This is a genomic window from Pseudomonas sp. GW821-FHT02B10, from assembly GCF_059421865.1.
Genome location: NZ_JBWKVU010000001.1, coordinates 104,458 through 127,099, shown reverse-complemented (window position 1 = coordinate 127,099; position 22,642 = coordinate 104,458). Strand labels below are relative to the sequence as shown.

General features: G+C 60.5%; 19 protein-coding genes and 3 tRNA genes. 4 read left to right on the top strand and 18 right to left on the bottom strand.

Features of this window, described 5'->3' with window-relative positions; genetic code table 11:
- The first annotated feature begins 196 nt into the window (after nt 1–196).
- Nucleotides 197–1,192, top strand: a complete 996-nt coding sequence (gene cra / locus AC07VU_RS00560) for a catabolite repressor/activator (RefSeq protein WP_009042138.1) — start codon at nt 197–199, stop codon at nt 1,190–1,192.
- A 2-nt stretch (nt 1,193–1,194) separates the two neighbouring features.
- Nucleotides 1,195–1,983 (top strand): TatD family hydrolase, encoded by a 789-nt coding sequence (locus tag AC07VU_RS00555; protein ID WP_495029407.1) that lies wholly within the window; start codon nt 1,195–1,197, stop codon nt 1,981–1,983.
- Between the two features lies 1 nt (nt 1,984).
- Here AC07VU_RS00555 and AC07VU_RS00550 read toward each other — a convergent pair whose 3' ends face one another.
- From AC07VU_RS00550 to AC07VU_RS00535, 4 genes are all read right to left on the bottom strand, one after another.
- A complete protein-coding gene (locus tag AC07VU_RS00550) occupies nt 1,985–2,689 on the bottom strand; it encodes a methyl-accepting chemotaxis protein (RefSeq protein WP_370686828.1) in 705 nt (234 codons plus the stop codon).
- A gap of 1,528 nt (nt 2,690–4,217) precedes the next feature.
- A complete protein-coding gene (gene ampE / locus AC07VU_RS00545; protein WP_007922276.1) occupies nt 4,218–5,054 on the bottom strand; it encodes a regulatory signaling modulator protein AmpE in 837 nt (278 codons plus the stop codon).
- Entirely contained in the window at nt 5,051–5,611 is a 561-nt protein-coding gene (gene ampD / locus AC07VU_RS00540) for a 1,6-anhydro-N-acetylmuramyl-L-alanine amidase AmpD (RefSeq protein ID WP_053259611.1), read from the bottom strand. The genes ampE and ampD overlap by 4 nt, the downstream gene beginning before the upstream one ends.
- Before the next feature lie 62 nt (nt 5,612–5,673).
- Entirely contained in the window at nt 5,674–7,878 is a 2,205-nt protein-coding gene (locus tag AC07VU_RS00535) for a DUF1631 domain-containing protein (protein ID WP_495029406.1), read from the bottom strand.
- A gap of 342 nt (nt 7,879–8,220) precedes the next feature.
- Here AC07VU_RS00535 and nadC point away from each other — a divergent pair, with 342 nt between their 5' ends.
- Complete coding sequence (gene nadC / locus AC07VU_RS00530; protein ID WP_274305520.1) at nt 8,221–9,069, top strand: carboxylating nicotinate-nucleotide diphosphorylase; 849 nt, start codon at nt 8,221–8,223, stop codon at nt 9,067–9,069.
- A gap of 66 nt (nt 9,070–9,135) precedes the next feature.
- Here the strand turns inward: nadC and AC07VU_RS00525 are convergent, their stop codons facing one another.
- Nucleotides 9,136–9,432, bottom strand: coding sequence for a DUF6388 family protein (locus AC07VU_RS00525; protein WP_007922267.1), 297 nt, complete (start codon nt 9,430–9,432; stop codon nt 9,136–9,138).
- A 338-nt stretch (nt 9,433–9,770) separates the two neighbouring features.
- Here AC07VU_RS00525 and AC07VU_RS00520 point away from each other — a divergent pair, with 338 nt between their 5' ends.
- Nucleotides 9,771–10,673, top strand: a complete 903-nt coding sequence (locus tag AC07VU_RS00520; protein WP_495029405.1) for a hypothetical protein — start codon at nt 9,771–9,773, stop codon at nt 10,671–10,673.
- 71 nt (nt 10,674–10,744) lie between these two features.
- Here the strand turns inward: AC07VU_RS00520 and AC07VU_RS00515 are convergent.
- From AC07VU_RS00515 to glmM, 13 genes are all read right to left on the bottom strand, one after another.
- Nucleotides 10,745–10,820: transfer RNA gene (locus AC07VU_RS00515), tRNA-Thr, on the bottom strand.
- A gap of 137 nt (nt 10,821–10,957) precedes the next feature.
- Entirely contained in the window at nt 10,958–13,063 is a 2,106-nt protein-coding gene (pnp, locus tag AC07VU_RS00510; RefSeq protein ID WP_016701665.1) for a polyribonucleotide nucleotidyltransferase, read from the bottom strand.
- A 196-nt stretch (nt 13,064–13,259) separates the two neighbouring features.
- Nucleotides 13,260–13,529 (bottom strand): 30S ribosomal protein S15, encoded by a 270-nt coding sequence (gene rpsO, locus AC07VU_RS00505; RefSeq protein ID WP_009042128.1) that lies wholly within the window; start codon nt 13,527–13,529, stop codon nt 13,260–13,262.
- Between the two features lie 140 nt (nt 13,530–13,669).
- Complete coding sequence (gene truB, locus AC07VU_RS00500) at nt 13,670–14,587, bottom strand: tRNA pseudouridine(55) synthase TruB (RefSeq protein WP_007920884.1); 918 nt, start codon at nt 14,585–14,587, stop codon at nt 13,670–13,672.
- Nucleotides 14,588–14,590: 3 nt separating this feature from the next.
- The gene (gene rbfA / locus AC07VU_RS00495; protein ID WP_007920881.1) at nt 14,591–14,986 is read right to left on the bottom strand and encodes a 30S ribosome-binding factor RbfA; all 396 of its coding nucleotides are present in this window, start codon (nt 14,984–14,986) and stop codon (nt 14,591–14,593) included.
- 159 nt (nt 14,987–15,145) lie between these two features.
- Nucleotides 15,146–17,659 (bottom strand): translation initiation factor IF-2, encoded by a 2,514-nt coding sequence (infB, locus tag AC07VU_RS00490; protein WP_274305517.1) that lies wholly within the window; start codon nt 17,657–17,659, stop codon nt 15,146–15,148.
- Between the two features lie 26 nt (nt 17,660–17,685).
- Nucleotides 17,686–19,167 (bottom strand): transcription termination factor NusA, encoded by a 1,482-nt coding sequence (gene nusA, locus AC07VU_RS00485; RefSeq protein WP_007920878.1) that lies wholly within the window; start codon nt 19,165–19,167, stop codon nt 17,686–17,688.
- Between the two features lie 47 nt (nt 19,168–19,214).
- The gene (gene rimP, locus AC07VU_RS00480) at nt 19,215–19,673 is read right to left on the bottom strand and encodes a ribosome maturation factor RimP (RefSeq protein WP_007920877.1); all 459 of its coding nucleotides are present in this window, start codon (nt 19,671–19,673) and stop codon (nt 19,215–19,217) included.
- A gap of 130 nt (nt 19,674–19,803) precedes the next feature.
- A tRNA-Met gene (locus AC07VU_RS00475) sits at nt 19,804–19,880 on the bottom strand.
- A gap of 96 nt (nt 19,881–19,976) precedes the next feature.
- A tRNA-Leu gene (locus AC07VU_RS00470) sits at nt 19,977–20,062 on the bottom strand.
- A gap of 29 nt (nt 20,063–20,091) precedes the next feature.
- The gene (secG, locus tag AC07VU_RS00465; protein WP_009042126.1) at nt 20,092–20,475 is read right to left on the bottom strand and encodes a preprotein translocase subunit SecG; all 384 of its coding nucleotides are present in this window, start codon (nt 20,473–20,475) and stop codon (nt 20,092–20,094) included.
- A gap of 4 nt (nt 20,476–20,479) precedes the next feature.
- The gene (tpiA, locus tag AC07VU_RS00460; protein ID WP_007920876.1) at nt 20,480–21,235 is read right to left on the bottom strand and encodes a triose-phosphate isomerase; all 756 of its coding nucleotides are present in this window, start codon (nt 21,233–21,235) and stop codon (nt 20,480–20,482) included.
- A gap of 66 nt (nt 21,236–21,301) precedes the next feature.
- On the bottom strand, nt 21,302–22,639 hold the full coding sequence (gene glmM, locus AC07VU_RS00455) for a phosphoglucosamine mutase (RefSeq protein ID WP_274305516.1): 1,338 nt from the start codon (nt 22,637–22,639) through the stop codon (nt 21,302–21,304).
- Between the last annotated feature and the right edge of the window lie 3 nt (nt 22,640–22,642).

Sequence of the window (22,642 nt, the reverse complement as noted above, 5' to 3'; positions counted from 1 at the left end):
GTTTCCGTTTGCTCATATTCCTAGAAAATACGCGTGCTGAAACGTTTAATCTACAATGACGGGCACGTTACTCGATAATCAATCATCCTTGAAGTCCTACCTGTCGGTTGCACGTTCCGACATTGGTCGCCTGCCCATATCGGTTAGGATTGGCGAAAATGTCGGGGCAAGCTCCAGAAAACAAGGAAAACCCGGGTTGAAACTCAGCGATATCGCCAGACTGGCCGGTGTGTCCGTCACCACCGCCAGCTACGTCATCAACGGCAAGGCCGAACAGCAACGCATCAGCAACGCGACCGTCGAACGGGTCCGGGCGGTGGTCGAGGAACATGGCTTCACGCCCAACCCTCAAGCCGCCGGGCTACGCAGCCGGCGGACCCGGACCCTGGGTTTCATCCTGCCGGACCTGGAAAACCCCAGTTACGCGCGCATTGCCAAGTTGCTCGAGCAAGGCGCCCGCGCCCGTGGCTACCAGTTGCTGATCGCCAGCTCCGACGATGCCCCGGACAGCGAGCGGCAGTTGCTGCAACTGTTCCGCGCGCGCCGCTGCGATGCGCTGTTCGTCGCCAGTTGCCTGCCGCCGGAGGATGACACCTATCGCCTGTTGCAGGCCCAGGGCCTGCCGATCATCGCCATCGATCGGGTGATGGAGCCGGAGTTTTTCTGCTCGGTGATCAGCGACGACCAGCAAGCCAGTCTGCAATTGACCCGCAGCCTGCTACAGCCCCAGCCGCGGCAGATCGCCCTGATCGGCGCCCGCCCCGAGCTGGGCATCAGCCGCGAACGCGCCGCCGGCTTCAAACAGGCGCTGGAAGGTTTCGACGGCCAGGTGCTGATCGAACAGGGCGAAGCCTTCAGCCGTGACTGCGGGCGCCAGTTGATGGTAGCGCTGCTGGAGCGCCTGGGCCATCTGCCGGATGCCCTGGTGACCACCTCCTATGTGTTGCTGCAAGGGGTGTTCGACGCGCTGCATGACTTTCCGCTCAAGTCGCGGCCGCTGCGCCTGGGCACCTTCGGCGATACCCAGCTTCTGGACTTTTTGCCGCTGCCGGTCAATGCCATGGCCCAGCAGCACCAGCTGATCGCCGACAAGGCCCTGCAACTGGCCCTGGCCGCCATTGAAGAAGCCCATTACCAACCCGGCGTGAACGCCATCGCCCGGACCTTCAAGCAGCGCATTCACGAGGCTTGAACGTGGAACTGATCGACAGCCACACCCATCTGGATTTTCCGGATTTCGACGCGGATCGTCAGGCGCTGCTGGCTGCCAGCCGCGCCCTCGGCGTGCGGCGGATGGTGGTGCTGGGGGTTTATCAGCGCAATTGGCAGCGGCTCTGGGAGCTGGTGCAGAGCGATGCCAACCTGCACGCCGCCTTCGGCCTGCACCCGGTTTATCTCGACGAGCACAGCCCAGCCGACCTGATTGAGCTGGGCGACTGGCTGAGCCGCCTGGCGGGCCACCCGCAGCTGTGCGCGGTGGGCGAGATCGGCCTGGATTATTTTCTCGAGCAGCTGGATCGCCAGCGCCAGCAGCAACTGTTCGAAGCACAACTGCAACTGGCCGCGGACTTCCAGCTACCGGCCCTGCTCCACGTACGACGCAGCCATGCCGCGGTGATTGCCACCCTCAAGCGCTTCAAGCTCAAGCGCGCCGGCATCATCCACGCCTTCGCCGGCAGCCGCGAGGAAGCCCGCGAGTACCTCAAGCTGGGGTTCAAACTGGGCCTGGGGGGCGCCGCAACCTGGCCGCAAGCGCTGCGCCTGCGCAAGGTCATCGCCGACTTGCCGCTGGACGCGGTGGTGCTGGAAACCGACTCGCCGGACATGGCGCCGGCCATGTACCCCGGCCAGCGCAACAGCCCACAGCACCTGCCCGACATCTGCGCGGCCCTGGCCGAGCTCATGGCCATCAGCCCCGAACAGTTGGCGGCGGCCAGTACCGCCAACGCTTGCGCGCTGTTCGGCTGGCCCCACCGCGCCTGAATCAGACCCGGAACGCGCTGATCAACTGCTTCAACTGCACCACCTGCGCGGACAGCTGGCGGCTGGCGTTTTCAGTCTGGTACGCGCCTTCGGCGGTGCGCTCGCCGGCGCGGTTGATCTCGACGATGTTCTGATCGATGTCGTGGGCCACCGCGGTCTGCTGCTCCACCGCCGCGGCGATCTGCTGGTTCTGGTCGACGATCATGCCCACCGCCCCGAGGATGTTCTCCAGCGCCTGCTGGACCTTTTCCGACTGCCCGACCGTGCCATTGGCCATCTGGTGGCTGATGCCCATGGCCTTGACCGCAGCCCCCACGCCGCCGTGGAGCTTGACGATCATCTGCTCGATTTCCTCGGTCGATTGCTGGGTGCGCTTGGCCAGGGTCCGCACTTCGTCGGCCACCACCGCAAAGCCTCGGCCTTGCTCGCCAGCGCGGGCCGCTTCGATGGCGGCGTTGAGGGCCAGCAGGTTGGTCTGCTCGGCGATGCTCTTGATCACCTCCAGCACTCGGCTGATGGCCTGGCTGTCGCTGGCCAGTTGATTGATCACCAACACCGACTGGTCGATCTCGCTGGCCAACTGGGCAATGCTGCCTTGCTGGGATTCCACCAGCCCGCGCCCGCTGATGGTCTCGTCGTTGACGCTGTGGGCGCTGCTGACCGCGGCCGCGGCGCTGCGCGCGACTTCCTGGGAAGTGGCGGACATCTGGTTCATCGCCGTCGCCACCTGCTCGATCTGGCTGCGCTGCCCGGCCACCGCCTGGTTGCTCTGGGCCGACACGGCTTCCACCTGCCCGGCCTGGTGCTCGACTTCGCCGACGGTCTTGCCCACTAGCTCGATCAGGTCGTGGATCTTCGCCACGGTGCCATTGAACACAGTGCCCAGTTCCCCCAGTTCATCGCGGCTCTGGGCATCGAAGGTGACGGTCATGTCGCCGGCCGCCACCTTGTCCATCATCGCACCCAGGCGTTTGAGGGTGGTGCGGGTCGAGACATAGAACGCGCCGTAGAGATAGAAGATCAGCAGGAACACCGCCGCCAGCGCCACCACCAGCAGCACCATGTGCGTGCGGTTCTGCCCCAGCCGTTGTTGCAGTTCCTCGCCGAGGAACTTCAGGGTCGCCTCGTTGAGCTGGTAGGTCTGCGCCATCAGCCCGCTGACCTGGTCGTAAAAGCCCTGCCAGGGCGCATCCAGGGTATCGGCCATCACCACCTGTTCTTCGAACAGCTCGCTGGCTTGCTTGAGGCTGCCCTTGCTGGCGCTGGCCTGGGCGTCCAGCGCGCCCTGGGCGGCCTTGCTCGATCCCAGCGCATCCTGCAGTTTCAGGCCGTATTCGGCCTGGAGCTTTTCGATCTGCACCAGCAACTCGTCGAAACGGGTGCTGGCGGATGAGTTGAGAAAGCCCTGGCCCAGGGAATACGCGCCCATCGCCCGCCCATCGCCGAGGACCTGGGTCACCTGGGGCGTGACGCTGGTCAGCAGTTCGCTCAACTGCCGCACATCGCTCTGGGTGTCGCGGCTCAGGCCCGACTGGCTGGCGATGATCTGGCTGAAAATCTGCGCACTGCCCAGGAGCTTGCCGATCAGCGCGCTTTTGCTTTGCAGCGAGCTTTCCGCCTGTTGCGCCTTGAAGGCGGCGATCATTTCATCGCGCTTGCCGTCGAACACGCCGATCTGCTCGGGGTCCACGGTGACCGCAGCCAAGCCCTGCAAGCGCTCAAGCACGGACTTTTCCAGGGTGCCTATCTTGCTCTCGATATCCCCGGCCTTGCCGGACTGCCCCAGGGTCGCGTTGATCTGCACCATGTTGTTCAGGGTTTCCAGGTCGCGGCGCAAGGTCAGGCTGCTGCCCAACAGGTCCAGGCTTTGCAGCTCGACCTGGGTGCCCTGGAATTCACGGTAGGAATCGCGCACCAGATAAAAGTTGGTGACCAGCATCGGCAGGAAAAACAGCACGCTGATCAGGCTGAACTTCATGCCGAAGCTCAGGCGGTTCATCAGGGCAATGGCGGGATAGAGCAAGCTCTTCACAAGAAGTCTCCCTTTTTGCTTTTATTTTTATTGGCAGGTGCGCGAAGACGGCAGATAGCCACTATTTGGCGCTGCTTCTGTATAGCTCAAATCGGCAAAAGGGTTTGTAACTTAAGGTTAACCGCGGGGACGGCGGACGGATGGAAGGCTTCAGTTGCGCTGGCGAGACCGGGGCTCGCCAGCGCTCACTCGCTGCTCGTCGTCAGGGCAGCACGGTCCACAGGGCGAAACCGGCGTACCAGAGCACCGCGGCCCGCAGCAACAGTTCCCAGATCCGGTCCAGGCTGAGAATGCCGTCCGGCCCGGTGATCGGCGCGGGGATTTCTGCGGCGACCAGGCCGACCTTTTCCACCAGCTGCGCGGCGCTGATGTTCCAGTTCAGCAGTTCGTGGAGCATCACGCGGCTGACCGCGACGAAGTTGCCCACCAGGGCAAAGCTGGCCGCCAGCAGGCGTACCGGCAACCAGTCGAAGGCATGCCGCAGCTGCCCGGCGCGCTCGGCGACCGCCGGGTTCTTGCTGTGCTCGGCGGCCAGCGCCAGCAGGCGATAGCTCAATGCGGCCACCGGGCCCAGCAGGAAGTACCAGAAGATCACCGCGAAAAAGCTCTGGTAGGCCTGCCACAGCAGGTGCCCCTGAACCCGCTCGAGCAACTGCTCGCCACTGTCGGCGCAGATATCCAGGTCGCGCTTGGCGACATGTGCCGCGGCTTGCAGGTCCTCGCGGCGCCAGGCATCGCGGAACGGTCCGAGTTCGCCCAGCAGGTCGCCCCGCCCCAGGCTGTAGATCACCACCAGCAGATGCACCGGCAACGCCAGCAGGCCGTAGGCCAGCGGCTCCAGTACCAGCAACAGCAACCCCAGCAGCACTGCCGGCAGCAGCACCAGCAGCGCCAGCACCCACCAGGGACGCTTGGCCAGACGCGGGCTGGCTTCCTGCCCAAGCAGTTGGCGCAGCCACGGCTCGTCATGCTGAACGCGCTGGCGCAAGGCCGAGAACTTCTCGATCCAGACCGCCAGCAACAACACCAGAAAACTCATTGTCCTTCCCCTTCGTTCAGGGCCGCGCGATAGCGTACCCAGTCGAATCCGGGCCCCGGATCGGTCTTGCGCCCCGGAGCGATATCGCTGTGCCCACAAATCCTCTGTGGGGTAATGGCCTTGAAGGCCTGCTGCAACTGCCGGGTCAAGGCAACCAGCGCGTCGTACTGGGCATCGGTGAATGGCAGCTCGTCGGTGCCTTCCAGTTCGATCCCCAGGGAAAAATCATTGCAGCTTTCGCGCCCGTCGAACCACGACACGCCAGCGTGCCAGGCGCGGTCCAGACAGGAGACAAACTGAGTCACGGTTCCGTCACGTTCGATCAGGAAATGTGCGGACACGCGCAAGTCGGCGATCCCGGCAAAATAGGGGTGCTCTGTGACATCGAGACGGTTCTGGAAGAATTCCTGCACTTTGCCCGTCGCAAACTGGGCCGGCGGCAGGCTGATGTTGTGGATCACCAGCAGGGAAATTTCATCCGCGGGGCGTGCGTTGAAATTGGGTGACGGGCAATGGCGAACGCCGTGACACCAGCCGCTTGCGGGGTCCAACTGCATACCGATTCCTTCAACGAAGCCTGTGACGGCTCAGTATGCCGCGTTCCACACCCAGGTTGCGATCACTTGCCGCGATTGAGTCGCTGCAAACTGCCGATCACCGACTCCAGCGCCCGATCGAACAGCAAGGTGTCGTCCAGCTCACGCACGGCCCCGCGCTGAAATTCCAGGGCCAGGCCGACCCGGGTGCGCTCCAGGACCTTCATGCCGGTGCGGTTGACGAAAATGTACTTGTCGCCGGGTTGAACCATGGCCGCCAGCTTGCAGCGCACGCTGTTGTCCTCGTCCTCGAGGAATTCGACCCAGGCCCCCAGCCGCAGCTGTTCGACCCGCAGCAACCCGGGATCGTTGGCCGCCAGCGCCAGGGGCGCGGCCTCCAGCGGGCCCTCTTCGGCACAGGGCAGGATGATGTGCTCCTCGACCGCGACCATCGCCGGCTGCTCGTCCGCCACGCCCGGCCGATGCGGCCCGGCGTTCTGAGCAAAGTGCTCGAACGCCTGCAGGTGCAAGGCTTCCAACTGGCTGAAGAACTCGCTGGTGGCGAACGGATCGAACGCCGCGCTGTTCAAGCCGTCGCGCAGCGCCTTGAGCAGGTCCGGCACCAGCGCCAGCAGCTGCATGGTGGCCTCCGGATCGGTGTGACGCTGCACGCTCCAGATCAGTTGCTCCATGGTCTGCACCCCCTGGCGCCATTCGCTGGACTGCTCGCCATGCTTGAGACAGGTCAGCAGCAAGACCTTGCTCCAGGCCTGTTGCACGAACCCGACGACTGTCAGCGGCAGGACCTTGCCCACCAGCCCCTCGTTCAACGCCTGCTCGACGCGACGGCGCGCCAGTTCAGCCTTGGCCCGGCCCTCTTCGGCGTCACGGGTGCGCTGTTCCAGCAGCTCGCTGCGGCGCCGCTCGTCACTGGTGAAGGCGAGAAACTCGGCGAGTAGCTCGGAAAAGATCGCCGGGTCGTCGACGAAGTCACTCAACAACCGCTGCACCACCTGCTCGATACGCAGGTACAGGCTGTCGCGCTGATAATCGTCGCAGCTGCCCCAGCCCATGGCCGCGGCGGCAATTTCATTGAGCAGGCGGCGCGCGGGATGGCTGCTGCGGCTGAAGAAACTCTTGTCCAGCACCGCGACCTTGAGCATGGGGATCTGCAAGCGGCCGATCAAAGTCTTCAAGGATTCCGGCAGGTTGCGATCGGCCAGGATGAATTCGAAGAGCATGGCCACCAGGTTGATCACATCCTCGTCGGCCACCCCGACCACCCGCGACTTGCCGCTTTTCACGCTGACCCGGGTCAGCAGCTGTTCCAAGTGGTTGCGCAGGTCGAAATCGTCCTGGGTGCCCGCCGGCACGTAGTGCTGCAGGTGAGACAGCAGGCGCAGCAGGTCACGGGTGGAAATAGGCTGGGTTTCGGCGCTCGCCTCGAGGGTCGGCACCACGCTGCCGCGGACATGCAACAGCAGCTCCTGCAAGGCGGCGAACACTTGCTGAACGCTTTCGTCCATCTGCGCCTCGCCGGACTCCGGCGTGGCCTGGATACTCGCGGCCGCCTGGTCGATAGACCGGCGCGCCGGCGCAGGCTTGAGCTCCGGCAACACGCCCGTGGCGGCCAACAGCTGATTGGCTTCGGCGTACAGCTGGTCGGCTTCGCTGAGCACATAACGCTCGAACAGCTTGAGAATGATCAGCTTGACCTTGATCTCCACCCCCAGGCTGCGCCCAGACTCGAGGAAATACTCGCAGAGCATGGCCGGGCCCAAGGGGTTGCTGCGGTCATCCAGGCGCTTGCCCAGCAGCGCGTTCAGGCGCGCGGTGAGCTGGCCAAGGGCAAAGCCGTCACGGTTGCCGGCCTTGGCGACCATCGCCTCGAGGGCCACGGTGCGCTCCAGGTCATCCTGGCAGGTGTCAGCGGGTGGGACGTAGGCGGCGGCCTGGGCGATCGCCGGCGCAGGGTCGTACTGGACCAGGTCGACAAAGGCCTCGAAGAGTTTTTCCAGGAAGCCGCGCTCGATGCTTTTGCGTTTCAGGCGCAGGTCGCGCATGGCTTCGAAAAAGGTGTTCTGGTCGACATTGTTCTGGGCCCGGTCGGCCATCTCGAACAAGGTGTCGTCGGCGTTATCGAACAGTTCCTGCAGGCCATGGCGCAGTTGCTGGGCGGCCTTGTCACGGACCTGAAGCAGAATCACAGGCAGGCGGGCGAGCGGCGAAGGGTTCGCCTGATCCGTAGCTGCCTTGTGCAAAGGCACTACATTCCCGTCGTTGTGCATCCAAGCCTCCTGAAAGGTTTTTCTCTGCCGCGCAAGAAAAGATCGGTCGACGCTCACAGTCGAGTCCCAGCGGGCATCGATACGCACCGCTGCATTTCAAATAGTGGGGAGCCAAGCAAACGTCAAAGCTATGACGTCAATTAGAAGTCGGATTATCTGGCAAAAGCCCCTTCTTGTGCCAGCAGACTCTGCGCGGGCTTTGAAATAGCGCTCATATAGCGACCGCCCTTTCTCGCAAACGGCTCATGCCAGGCGACCAAATGCAGGTACTGGAGGGGCGCCGCCTTGGGTTCGCTTGCGCCATGGCCCTATAATCGGGCCACTTTGTTTGTGGAGCCCGCTATGCCGAATCTACGCCTCGCCGACCTGACCGCCGAAATCGAAGCCAACGTGCGCCGTGCGTTGCTGGAAGACATCGGCAGCGGCGATATCACCGCGCAACTGATCCCGGCCGAACGCCTGGCCAAAGCCACCATCATTACCCGCGAAGCGGCGATCATCAGTGGCACGGCCTGGGTCGACGCGGTGTTCCGCCAGCTTGACCCGCGGGTCGCCGTGCATTGGCAGGTGCATGACGGCGAGCGCGTCAGCCCCAACCAGGCCCTGTTCCACCTCGAAGGTCCGGCCCGTTCGCTGCTCAGCGGCGAACGTTGCGCCTTGAACTTCCTGCAACTGCTGTCCGGCGTGGCCACCCGCGCGCAGTATTACGCCGACTTCGTCGCCGATACCCAGGTCAAGTTGCTGGATACCCGCAAGACCCTGCCAGGGCTGCGCCTGGCGCAGAAGTACGCGGTGACCTGCGGTGGCTGCCACAACCACCGCATCGGCCTGTACGACGCCTTCCTGATCAAGGAAAACCATATTGCCGCGTGCGGCGGTATCGCCCAGGCGATCAGCGCCGCCCACAGGATCGCCCCGGGCAAGCCGGTGGAAGTCGAAGTGGAAAGCCTGGAAGAACTCAAGGAAGCCCTGGCGGCGGGCGCGGACATCATCATGCTCGACGAGTTGAGCCTGGACGACATGCGTGAAGCGGTTCGCCTGAATGCCGGCAAGGCCAAGCTGGAAGCCAGCGGCGGGATCAATGAAAGCACCTTGCGCCCGATCGCCGAGACCGGCGTCGATTACATTTCGATCGGGGCGATGACCAAGGATGTGAAGGCGGTCGACCTGTCGATGCGCTTGAGCCTCTGATTTTCAAAAGCCTGCGCGATACCCCCAAAGAAAAACGCCAGCCCCTGAAAGGCTGGCGTTTTTGCATCAGTCGTCGATTTCGTTGAGTTCCAGGTAGTCCTGAAGGTCCATGCCCAGGGCCTCGGCGACCTCCTGATGGACCTCCAGGCGCATGGCCTTGAGCTCCTCGGGCGACTCGGCCACCAACTCCAGCACAAGCTCCCACGGCTCGATGCCGCGCGACTCCGCTTCGTCCTCGAACGCCCACTGGGCCTGCTGCTTCTGCTCCTGCGGGCTCAGGGCGCTGATTTCTTCCTGCAAGGAAGGCGTGGCAGCCAGGTACTTTTCAAGGGCTACGTCAATTCTGGCTTCTTTAGGAATCATCTCGTTCTCTCTGATCATGGGAATGGAAGATGGATCTGGATCGTTGGGATCTCTTTGCCGCAAAAAAGCGCTGTGAAAGCCGATTTATCTGGCCGTGAACCATTCGGGATCATCTGAAAACCATTCAGACAGGCTGCGAATATAGGGCCTTTGTCTGCGGATGCATACGAATCCTTACAGCGCACCGACAAAAAACCTGTCCGTTCGCTCAAGGCACTTTCACGAAAAATACGTTGTTACATTCCACTCCCCGAGCCACCTTCTTGCCCCTGGAACAAGAAGGCAAGGACGCAGTCATAGCGATGTGCCATATCGGCACTTCACAAGGAAACCCAGTGATGTTCAGCCGCACTCAGCGTTCGTCCGCCTTCCTCGCCACCAGCCTCTCCACCCTGATCCTCAGCAGCCTGTCACTCTCCGCCCAGGCCGTCGAATTCAACTCCAGCAGCGCCTCGTACTCGGACAGGATCTCGGCCCTGCACCAGGAAGTAGACCTCAAGTACACCGTCCGCCCCAGCGGCTTCACCGTGGACGACCTGCAAAAGCTGCAGGACAGCCTCAAGAGCAGCAGCGCCGAACTGGAAAAGCTCAAGGACATCGTCAACAGCCAGGCGCGCCTGATCGAAGAGCTCAAACGCAACACCGGCAGCAGCTCCAGCTCCACTGCCAGTGAGGTGAGCAACCTCAAGAAAACCACCGGCGAGCAAGCCAACCAGCTGAAAAAGCTGGAAACCCAGCTTGAAGAGTTCAAGCGCAACAGCGGCACAAGCTCCAGTTCGAGCACCAGTGAAGTGAACAACCTCAAGCGCGTTACCAGCGACCAGGCCAGCGAACTGGACAAGCTCGGCAAACAGATCGAGGAGCTCAAGCGTGGCAGCAGTTCAAGCTCCAGTTCGAGCTCCAGCGAGCTGAACAGCCTCAAGAGCACGGTCAGTAGCCAGGCCAGTGAATTGGACAAGCTCGGCAAGCAGATCGAGGAGCTCAAGCGCGGCAGCAGCTCAAGCTCCAGTTCGAGCTCCAGCGAGCTGTCCAACCTCAAGAGCACAGTCAGCAGCCAGGCCAGCACTCTGGACAAGCTGGCGAATCAGATCGATGACCTCAAGCGTGGCAGCAGCTCAAGCTCAAGCTCCAGTTCGAGCTCCAGCGAGCTGTCCAGCCTCAAGAGCGAGGTCAGCAATCAGGGCCAGAACCTGGACCAACTCAAACGCAGCCTCGAGGACCTGAGAAGCAAGGTGAAGTGATTCAAGGCCAATAAACACGACAAAGCCCGCTCGATGCGGGCTTTGTTGTTTATACGTCTTGAACTGCCAACTGGTGCCCGAGACAGGAATCGAACCTGCGACCTTCGCGTTACGAGTGCGCTGCTCTACCTGCTGAGCTACACGGGCGCTGGGCTAAACCTAGCACCGGGACCGGGGTTTTGCCATATCGCCTGCCCGGTAGGGAGCAAAGCCCAAACGGCAGATAGCAAAACGCCCCGAACCAGTCGGGGCGCTTGCTTGTTCAGCTTACAGCGTCAGGGGTCTTAAACGCCCGAAGCCTTGGCTGCTGCCACGTCTTTGATGGACAGCTTGATACGGCCGCGGTTGTCCACGTCCAGCACCAGCACTTCCACTTCCTGACCTTCTTTCAGGATGTCGGTCACTTTCTCGACGCGAGCATCGCTCAACATGGAGATGTGAACCAGACCGTCCTTGCCAGGCAGGATGTTGACGAATGCGCCGAAGTCGACGATGCGCTCAACCTTGCCAACGTAGATCTTGCCGATCTCGGCTTCCGCAGTGATACCCAGAACGCGCTGACGCGCAGCTTCTGCGGCTTCCTTGGTTTCACCGAAGATCTTGATCGAGCCGTCGTCTTCGATGTCGATCGAAGCCTTGGTCTCTTCGCAGATCGCACGGATGGTCGCGCCGCCTTTACCGATGACATCACGGATTTTGTCGGTGTCGATCTTCATCGCGATCATGGTCGGAGCGTTGGCCGACAGTTCGGTACGCGACTGGCCAATGATCTGGTTCATCTGGCCGAGGATGTTCAGGCGAGCTTCCAGGGCCTGGCCCAGGGCGATCTCCATGATTTCTTCGGTGATGCCCTTGATCTTGATGTCCATCTGCAGCGCGGTGACGCCTTTGGCGGTACCGGCTACCTTGAAGTCCATGTCGCCCAGGTGGTCTTCGTCACCCAGGATGTCGGTCAGGACGGCGAATTTCTCGCCTTCTTTAACCAGGCCCATGGCGATACCGGCAACCGGTGCCTTCATCGGCACGCCAGCGTCCATCAGTGCCAGGGAAGCGCCGCACACGGAAGCCATGGAGCTGGAACCGTTGGACTCGGTGATTTCCGATACCACGCGGATGGTGTAGGGGAACACGTCGGCGGCTGGCAGCATGGCCTGAACCGAACGACGGGCCAGACGGCCGTGACCGATTTCACGACGACCAGCGCCACCCATGCGACCACACTCGCCCACCGAGAACGGAGGGAAGTTGTAGTGCAGCATGAAGGGGTCTTTCTTCTCGCCTTCCAGGGTGTCCAGCAGCTGTGCGTCACGGGCGGTACCCAGGGTCGCGACGACCAGGGCCTGAGTCTCGCCACGGGTGAACAGGGCCGAACCGTGGGTCTTCGGCAGAACGCCGACTTCGATGTTCAGCGGACGTACGGTGCGGGTGTCGCGGCCGTCGATACGTGGCTTGCCGTTGACGATGTTTTCGCGAACGGTGCGGTATTCGATTTCACCGAAAGCGGCTTTGACGTCGGCAGCGGAAGGCTGGCCTTCTTCGCCGGACAGCTTGGCGACGACCTGGTCTTTCAGCTCGCCCAGGCGTGCATAACGGTCGGCCTTGACGGTGATGGTGTAAGCCTGGGAGATCGCTTCGCCGAACTCGGAGCGGATAGCACCCAGCAGGTCGGTGGCTTCTGGAGCCGGAGCCCAGTCCCAGGTTGGCTTGGCGGCTTCGGCAGCCAGCTCTTTGACGGCCTGGATAACGGCCTGGAATTCGTCGTGGGCGAACAGTACGGCGCCCAGCATCTGGTCTTCGGTCAGCTCTTTGGCTTCCGATTCAACCATCAGTACCGCTTCTTCGGTACCGGCTACGACCATGTCCAGACTAGATGCCTGAAGCTGCTCGTAAGTCGGGTTCAGCAGGTAGCCGGTGCTTTCGTGGAAAGCAACGCGGGCAGCACCGATCGGACCATCGAAAGGAATGCCGGAAATCGCCAGCGCAGCCGAGGTACCGATCATCGCAGCGATGTCCGGATCGGTCTTCTTGCTGGTGGAAACCACGGTGCAGACAACCTGCACTTCGTTCATGAAGCCTTCTGGGAACAGAGGGCGGATCGGGCGGTCGATCAGACGCGAAGTCAGGGTTTCTTTCTCGGAAGGACGGCCTTCACGCTTGAAGAAACCGCCAGGGATCTTACCGGCAGCGTAAGTCTTTTCCTGGTAGTGAACAGACAGAGGGAAGAAACCCTTGCCTGGATCGGCTTGCTTGGCGCCAACCACGGTCACCAATACGCTGACGTCGTCGTCAACGGTGACCAATACTGCGCCGGAGGCCTGACGGGCGATACGGCCAGTCTCGAGGGTAACGGTCGACTGACCGAACTGGAATTTTTTGATTACCGGGTTCACGGTGTCCTACCTTCTTTGTGGCTCTTGGGGGAACTGGTTTCTTGCGAAATTCTTGGGCAATCCCGGGAATCGGCCCGGCCTTTATTGTCCAGGTAAAACTACGGTCCAGATAAAACTTGAGGCTGGGAGCCTGCCATGCGCCTGCGGGAAACCCACTGACGCACGGCAAACAACCAACCTCTAGCGCAATCGCTGATTAGCGACGCAGACCCAGGCGACCGATCAGAGCGCTGTAACGGCTCAGGTCTTTGCCTTTCAGGTAGTCCAGCAGCTTACGACGCTGGTTAACCATGCGGATCAGACCACGACGGGAGTGGTGGTCTTTACCGTTGGCCTTGAAGTGACCTTGCAGTTTGTTGATGTTGGCGGTCAGCAGTGCAACTTGCACTTCTGGCGAACCAGTGTCACCAACAGCTTGCTGGTAGTCGGTTACGATTTGAGCTTTTTCTTCAACGCTGAGTGCCATTTGGCTTTCCTCTCAAAAGGCAGCGTTCCGAGAAACGCCACCAACAGGCCAGGGACAAATCCCCGTATCTATAAATGAGCTGTGACCGTGCCTGTTAACAGCCACCCTCTCCAGCCTGCTGTTACACAGGCTGGTTTCGGTCATTCCGACCGAATCAGTCGACGCGGCGCGATGCGCCCGTCTTCGCTCACTTCACCGATACCGATAAAGCGACCGTTATGATCCTGTACCCGCACCATGCCGAACTTCGGTGCATCGGGAGCCCGTACCGGCTGGCCGTTGAGCCAGTAGAACGCGCTGTGTTCGGAGAACTGCAGCAGCGGCCAATCCAGCAGGCCGCTGTCCGATGGCATCAGGAAGCGATCCACCGCTTCGTTGCCGCCTTCGGCATGTACCGCTTCAAGCTCTTCCAGCGTGACGGTCTGGGCCAGACTGAAAGGGCCGGCCTGGGTGCGACGCAGTTCCGCGACGTATGCACCACAACCCAGCTTCTCACCGATATCCTCCACCAGGGTCCGGATATAGGTGCCTTTACTGCAGTCCACCGCTAGCCGCGCAGTATCGCCTTCAAAGGCCAGTAATTCCAAGCGCGCAATAGTAACAGAACGCGCTTCGCGCTCCACCACTTCGCCCGCACGGGCCAGCTTGTAAAGTGGCTGGCCATCACGCTTGAGGGCCGAGTACATCGGCGGTATCTGGCTGATTTGCCCACGAAATTCCGGCAGCACCGCTTCAATATCGGCGCGACCAACGGTCACTTCGCGAGTCTGCAGGACTTCACCCTCGGCATCGGCCGTGGTGGTGGTCTTGCCCAACTGCATCAGGGTTTCGTAACCCTTGTCGGAATCGAGCAGGTATTGCGAGAACTTGGTCGCCTCGCCAAAGCACAACGGCAACACGCCGGTGGCCAGGGGATCGAGGCTGCCGGTATGCCCGGCCTTTTCGGCGTTGAGCAACCAGCGGACTTTCTGCAGCGCCGCGTTGGAGGTGAACCCCAGCGGCTTGTCGAGCAGGATGATACCGCTGACGTTACGACGGATACGCTTGACCTGAGCCACCGCTTACTCCTTGGCGTCTTCGGGTGTAGCGGCGTGCTGGCTGTCTTCGGCCACGGCGCGCTCGATCAGGGCCGACAGATGCGCACCCCGCACGACGCTTTCGTCGTAGTGGAAGTGCAGCTGTGGAACGCTGCGCAACTTCATCTCGCGAGCCAGTTGCATACGCAGGAAGCCGGCGGCCGAATTGAGCACCTTGATGCTCTGAGCAATATCGTCAGCGTTGTCCTGACCCATCACGGTAATGAAGATCTTGGCGTGACCGACGTCACGGCTGACTTCAACGGCGGTGATGGTGACCAGGCCGACGCGCGGATCTTTGACTTCACGACGGATCAGCTGAGCGAGCTCACGCTGCATCTGGTCGCCGATACGTTGGGTGCGGCTGTATTCTTTTGCCATGTCTTGTTACCTGTTGCTGCCTCGCGGTGAAACCCGCAAGGTCTGAAAGCGGCAAACGCCCGGCCTGACAGAAGCCAGACCGGGCGTTGCGTTTAGAGTCCTGACGATGCGCCGTGCATTTGCATACAACTGGCCATCATGGCTCTTGAAGTGCGCGAGTTAGAGGCTGCGAGCAACCTGAACCTTCTCGAAGACTTCGATCTTGTCGCCGACTTTGACGTCGTTGTAGCTCTTCACGCCGATACCGCATTCCATGCCGGCACGCACTTCGGAAGCGTCATCCTTGAAGCGGCGCAGGGATTCCAGCTCGCCTTCGAAGATAACGATGTCTTCACGCAGTACACGGATTGGACGGTTACGGTGAACGACACCCTCGATCACCATGCAACCGGCGATCGCGCCGAACTTCGGCGAACGGAACACGTCACGAACCTCGGCAACACCCAGGATGTTCTCCCGAACGTCGCTGCCCAGCATACCGGTCAGGGCTTTCTTGACGTCTTCGATGATGTCGTAGATCACGTTGTAGTAACGCATATCCAGACCTTCCTGCTCGACGATCTTGCGAGCGCCGGCATCGGCACGCACGTTGAAGCCGAACAGTACAGCGTTGGAAGCCAGGGCCAGGTTGGCGTCGCTTTCGGTGATACCACCGACGCCGCCGCCGACTACGCGCACTTGCACTTCGTCGTTGCCCAGGCCGTTCAGAGCGCCTTGCAGAGCTTCCAGCGAACCACGGACGTCGGATTTGAGGACGATGTTGAGCGTCTTCTTCTCTTCCTGGCCCATGCTTTCGAAGATGTTTTCCAGCTTGCCGGCGTGAGCGCGAGCCAGTTTGACTTCGCGGAACTTGCCTTGACGGAACAAAGCCACTTCACGGGCTTTCTTCTCGTCAGCAACCACGCTCATCTCGTCGCCAGCGTCCGGGGTACCGTCCAGGCCGAGGATCTCGACCGGTATGGCCGGACCTGCTTCCTTGATCGGCTTGCCGTTCTCGTCGAGCATGGCGCGCACGCGGCCATAGTTCGAGCCGACCAGCACCATGTCGCCTTGACGCAGGGTACCGTCCTGAACCAGTACGGTCGCGACCGGGCCACGGCCCTTGTCGAGACGCGATTCAACCACGACACCACGGCCAGGAGCCGAAGGAGTGGCGGTCAGTTCGAGCACTTCGGCCTGCAGCAGTACGGCTTCGAGCAATTCGTCGACACCAGTACCCATCTTCGCGGAAACCGGAACGAATGGGGTATCGCCACCCCAGTCTTCGGAAGTCACGCCGTGAACCGACAGTTCGCTACGGATGCGATCGAGGTCGGCACCCGGCTTGTCGATCTTGTTCACCGCGACCACCAGAGGTACGCCAGCCGCCTGAGCGTGCTGAACGGCCTCAACGGTCTGCGGCATCACACCGTCGTCCGCTGCAACCACCAGGATCACGATGTCGGTCGCCTTGGCACCACGAGCACGCATGGCGGTAAACGCGGCGTGACCCGGGGTATCGAGGAAGGTGACCATGCCACGTTCGGTTTCAACGTGGTACGCACCGATGTGCTGGGTGATGCCGCCGGCTTCGCCAGCCGCTACCTTGGCACGACGGATGTAGTCGAGCAGCGAGGTCTTACCGTGGTCAACGTGACCCATTACGGTCACGACTGGCGCACGAGGAACCGCTTCACCTTCGAACTTCAGGGACTCGGCCAGGGAATCTTCCAGGGCGGTGTCGCTGATCAGGGTCACTTTGTGGCCCAGTTCTTCAGCAACCAGCTGGGCAGTTTCCTGGTCCAGTACCTGGTTGATGGTGGCCGGTGTGCCCAGCTTGAACATGAACTTGATGATTTCGGCAGCCTTGACCGACATCTGCTGGGCGAGATCGCCAACAGTGATGGTTTCGCCGATCTTCACTTCACGCACGACCGGGCCGGTTGGGCTCTGGAAACCGTGAGCATTGCGTTTCTTCAGCTTGGCCTTGCCGCGACCACCACGACGGAAGCCATCGCTTTCTTCGTCGGTGGTACGTGGGGCAACACGTGGAGCCGGAGCTTTTTCCTTGACGGAAGCACGATGCGGAGCGTTTTTACGCTCGCCATCGCCACCACGACGGTTGTCGTCGTTACGGCTCTTGTCCGGGCGACGCTGCTCGTCCTTCTTGCGCACTTCAGCGACCGGCGCTGGAGCGACAACAGGGACATCTTCAACAATCGGCTCGACAACCACCGCAGGTGCGGCAACCGCTTCAACGGCAGCAGGTTGCGCAGCAGCAGGCTGGCGACGCGCTTCTTCTTCGGCGCGACGCTTGGCTTCTTCTTCAGCCTTCTGACGTGCAGCATTTTCTACTGCGCGACGTTCTTCCAGTTCACGCTGGCGCTCGGCTTCGATTTCTTCCGGGCTGCGCTGTACGAAGACTTTCTTCTTGCGTACTTCAACGCTGATGCTTTTGCTGCCAGCCACACGCAGGGTGCTGGTGGTTTTACGCTGCAACGTGATCTTGCGCGGTTCTTCCACTTTCGCCTTGTGGCTGCTCTTCAAGTGAGTCAGCAACGATTGCTTCTCACTGTCGGTCACATGTTCCTCGGCGGCGGTGTGCGGCAGACCTGCCTCACGCATCTGCTGCAACAGGCGCTCTACCGGTGTTTTGACCTCATCGGCCAGTTGTTTCACCGTGACTTGCGTCATGCACTTCTCTCCTCAGGCCGCGCCTATTACTCGAACCAATGGGCTCGGGCGGCCATGATCAACTTGCCGGCACGATCATCGTCAATGCCGTCGATGTCGAGCAGGTCGTCAATAGACTGCTCGGCCAGGTCTTCGCGGGTAATTACGCCGCGCACCGCCAGTTCCATCGCCAAATCCTTGTCCATACCCTCAAGCGAGAGCAGGTCTTCGGCCGGATGGGCGTCTGCCAGCTTTTCCTCAGTAGCGATGGCTTTAGTCAACAAGCGATCCTTGGCACGAGCGCGGAGCTCGTTGACGATGTCTTCGTCAAAGCCGTCGATGTTGAGCATTTCTTCCAACGGTACGTAGGCAATCTCTTCCAGGCTGGTGAAGCCTTCATCAACCAGCACCTGTGCCAGCTCTTCGTCGACTTCCAGCTCGTCGATAAAGTTGCGCAGGATGTCGCCGGTTTCAGCTTGCTGCTTAGCCTGGATGTCCGATTCGGTCATCACGTTCAGGGTCCAGCCAGTCAACTGGCTGGCCAGACGCACGTTCTGACCACCGCGACCGATGGCCTGAGCCAGATTGTCTGCGCCAACGGCGATGTCCATGGCATGGGCATCTTCGTCGACGATAATTGCCGCGACTTCAGCCGGCGACATGGCGTTGATCACGAACTGCGCCGGGTTGTCGTCCCACAGGACGATATCCACTCGCTCACCGCCCAACTCACCGGAAACGGCCTGGACGCGCGAACCGCGCATGCCAATGCACGCGCCCTGAGGGTCAATGCGCTTGTCTTTGGAACGGACCGCAATCTTGGCGCGCGACCCCGGATCACGGGAGGCAGCCATGACTTCGATCAGGCCTTCGGCGATTTCCGGCACTTCGATACGGAACAGCTCGATCAGCATTTCCGGCGCGGTGCGCGACAGGATCAGCTGAGGGCCGCGGTTCTCGGTGCGGATTTCCTTGAGCAGCGCACGAAGACGCACGCCAACACGGAAAGTCTCGCGGGAAATGATGTCTTCACGGGCCAACAGCGCTTCAGCGTTGTTACCCAGATCGACGATCACGTTGTCGCGGGTCACTTTTTTCACGGTGCCGGAGATGATTTCACCCAAGCGCTCGCGGTAAGCGTCAACGACTTGAGCGCGCTCGGCTTCGCGGACTTTCTGCACGATGACCTGTTTGGCGGTCTGCGCAGCAATGCGACCGAATTCGATCGACTCGATCTTTTCCTCGACGACATCACCGACTTTCGCGCCCGGATGGGTTTCCTGGACCTTGCTCGGCCAGGTTTCCACAGCCGGATCGTCCAGATCGGCTTCCTCGACTACCGTCCAGCGACGGAAAGTCTCGTAAGCACCGGTGTGGCGATTGATTTCCACACGCAGATCAACTTCGTCCTCGAAACGCTTTTTGGTAGCAGTGGCCAGAGCCAGCTCCAGCGCTTCAAAAATTACGCTTGCCGGTACACCCTTTTCATTGGATACCGACTCAACAACCAGCAGTACTTCTTTGCTCATCGTACGCCTCGCCTTTCGCAAGCCATTGGATCCGCGGGATCCGCGTCTCAGTCAAAACTGGGAATTATGTGGGCCTTGTCGATCATGTCGATCGGCAACAGGAACTCGTGGTCTTCCACCTGCACCACGACGTCCTGCTCCTCCACCCCGCGGAGAAGGCCCTGAAAATTACGCCGGCCTTCAAAAGGCGAGCGCAGCTTGATCTTCACTTGTTCACCGACATACTTGGCAAACTGTTCAAGGGTGAACAGCGGGCGTTCCATGCCAGGAGAGGAAACTTCAAGGGTGTATTCAACGGAGATCGGATCTTCGACATCCAGAACGCCGCTGATCTGACGGCTGACGATGGCACAGTCGTCCACCAGCACACCGCCTTCTTTATCGATATAAACGCGCAACAGCGAGTGGCGACCTTGAGCCGAAAACTCGATACCCCAGCATTCATAGCCAAGGGCCACGACCACCGGGGCCAACAAGGCCTGCAACTGTTCTAGCTTGCTCGACACCTGAACCCCCTCGTGCATGCTTGTGCAAATAAAAAATGGGCGAAGCGCCCATCCCGGAAACGCCGTTGAATAGCGGCGTTATAAAGTGTCCAGCTAACAAAAAGCCCCTGAAAAGGGGCTCCGCTAAAACTGGTTGCGGGGGCCGGATTTGAACCGACGACCTTCGGGTTATGAGCCCGACGAGCTACCAGACTGCTCCACCCCGCGACAAAGCTGGGGCGGAAGTATACGACCGATCCCTTTTTGGGTCAATGTAACCTTCCACCTACAAGAAAGCCCGCAACAGCGGGCTCTCCTGATAATTGGTACCGAGAAGGGGACTCGAACCCCTACACCCTATGGGCACAACCACCTCAAGGTTGCGTGTCTACCAATTCCACCACCTCGGCATAGACTACGTTACTGCGTGAAACTCTTCTTACTTCTGCTCTTGAGCTGGAGGTACGTCAGTCGCATTGGTTGCCGACTTTTGCTCTTGGAGCACCGGGACATCATCAGAAGCCGGTTTTTGCTTTGGCGCTTCAAGCACTGCTGGATCTGGCAAACCTACTTGAGTCAGCTCATGAGCTTTCTCTTTAGCAAAGTAACCTAACCCTAAGCTGGTTATGAAAAAACCTGCGGCAAGTATAGCAGTAAACTTACTAAGAAAGGTAGAGGAACCTTGGCTTCCGAACACAGTATTTGAAGCACCTGCTCCGAAAGACGCGCCAGCGTCCGCACCTTTACCCTGCTGCAGCAATACCAGGGCTACTACGCCCAGCGCACCCAGCAGATGAAAAACGACTACGACTGTTTCCAGCATTTTTTCAGTTTCCCGCGGCGCGACAAATCGCACCGAACTCATCTGCATTCAGGGAAGCTCCACCAATGAGCCCCCCATCGATATCCGGCATGCCGAACAGTTCGACCGCATTGGCCGCCTTCACGCTGCCGCCGTATAGAAGCCGCACACCTCGTGCCACTTCAGAATTCTCTGCCGCCAACTGCGCCCGGATGGCTGCGTGCACATCCTGGGCCTGTTGCGGCGAAGCAGTCAGCCCGGTACCAATGGCCCAGACCGGCTCGTAAGCGATAACGGCATTGGCAAAAGCACCAACACCCAACTCTTCGATAATGCTGCCCAGCTGACGCCCGACAACTTCAAGAGTCTTCCCGGCCTCGCGCTGCTCGAGGGTTTCCCCTACACACAAGACCGGCTTCAAGCCACAGGCCTGTGCTGCTGCGAATTTGCGATTCAGCGTACCGTCACGCTCACCCATCATCAGGCGCCGCTCGGAATGCCCAACCAACACCAGGGAACAACCTGCATCCACCAGCTGACTTGGAGCAATCTCTCCTGTCAGCGCACCTTGCATGGGCTCCACCGCAGAATTCTGCGCGCCGACCGAAATCGACTTGCCTTTCAAGCCATCAATCACCTGATTGATATACAAGCAAGGCGGGAATACCGCGACATCAACACCGCTAGGCAAGGCCAGATGACGCAGGCCATTGATCAGCTCAGCGACGCTGGCGCGGGTACCGTGCATTTTCCAGTTACCAGCTACCATAGGGCGACGCATGCTGTACCTCGTCGGTCAAAGTGGGCGCAGATGTTACCCAACCGCATCAACACTGGCAAGCCGAAATCAGGCAGAAACTTCCGCAACCAGTTTTGCCAGTTCGTCAGCATAGCCACGGACCTGGGCTTCATCATCACCTTCGACCATGACGCGAACCAAAGGCTCGGTGCCCGACTTGCGCAGCAACACCCGCCCACGCCCAGCCATCGCGGTAGTGACACGCGCGCAGGCCTCTTTCACAGCCGGATGTTCGACAGGATTGGCACCACCGCCAAAACGGACATTGACCAGAATCTGCGGACATTTGCGCAGCGCCTGACGCGACTGTGCCAAGCCTTCATCACGCCGCTTCAGTGCCATCAGCACCTGCAGGGCGGCAATGATCGCATCACCCGTGGTGGTGTGCTGGAAGCACACGATATGGCCGGAGTTTTCACCGCCTACCAGCCATTGGCGCTCAAGCAGCTCGGCAATGACATAACGATCACCGACATTGGCGCGCACGAATGGAATACCCAGATCAGCCAAGGCCAGCTCGAGACCCAGATTGCTCATCAAGGTACCGACCACACCGCCCTGCAGCTTGTTACGCGCGTGCAGATCCCGGGCAATGATGAACAACAGTTCGTCACCATCGACAATGGCGCCTGTATGGTCAACCATCAACACCCGGTCGCCATCACCATCGAAGGCGATACCCAAATCGGCGTGCTCGGCCAATACCGCAGCCTGTAACTGCCCCATGTGGGTCGAGCCGCAATTGTCGTTGATATTCAGACCGTTAGGCTGTGCGGAGAGCACCACCACCTCGGCGCCCAACTCACGGAAAACACTTGGCGCTACCTTGTAGGTCGCACCATGGGCACAATCGACAACAATCTTCAGACTCGCAAAGCTGGTACCGGAAGGAACGCTGCTCTTACAGAACTCAATGTAACGGCCCGAGGCGTCATTGATGCGCGATACCTTACCCAGCTTGCTGGACTCCACCACAGCCATCGGCGTGTCCAACAACTCTTCGATCATCAACTCGACTTCATCCGGGAGCTTGGTGCCTTCACCCGAGAAGAACTTGATGCCGTTGTCATCGTGAGGATTATGCGACGCGCTGATCACGATCCCCGCCTCGGCATGGAAAGTGCGGGTCAGGTAGGCGATGGCAGGAGTAGGCATCGGACCCAGCAGCATTACATCCGCACCGGCAGCGGACAGGCCCGCCTCAAGCGCAGACTCGAACATGTAACCGGAAATGCGCGTGTCTTTGCCCACCAACACACGACAGGCACCCATACTGCGGAAGGCCATTCCTGCAGCCCAACCAAGTCTGAGCATGAAATCAGGGGTAATCGGGTATACACCCACACGACCGCGAATGCCGTCAGTGCCAAAGTATTTCTTGCTCATAAG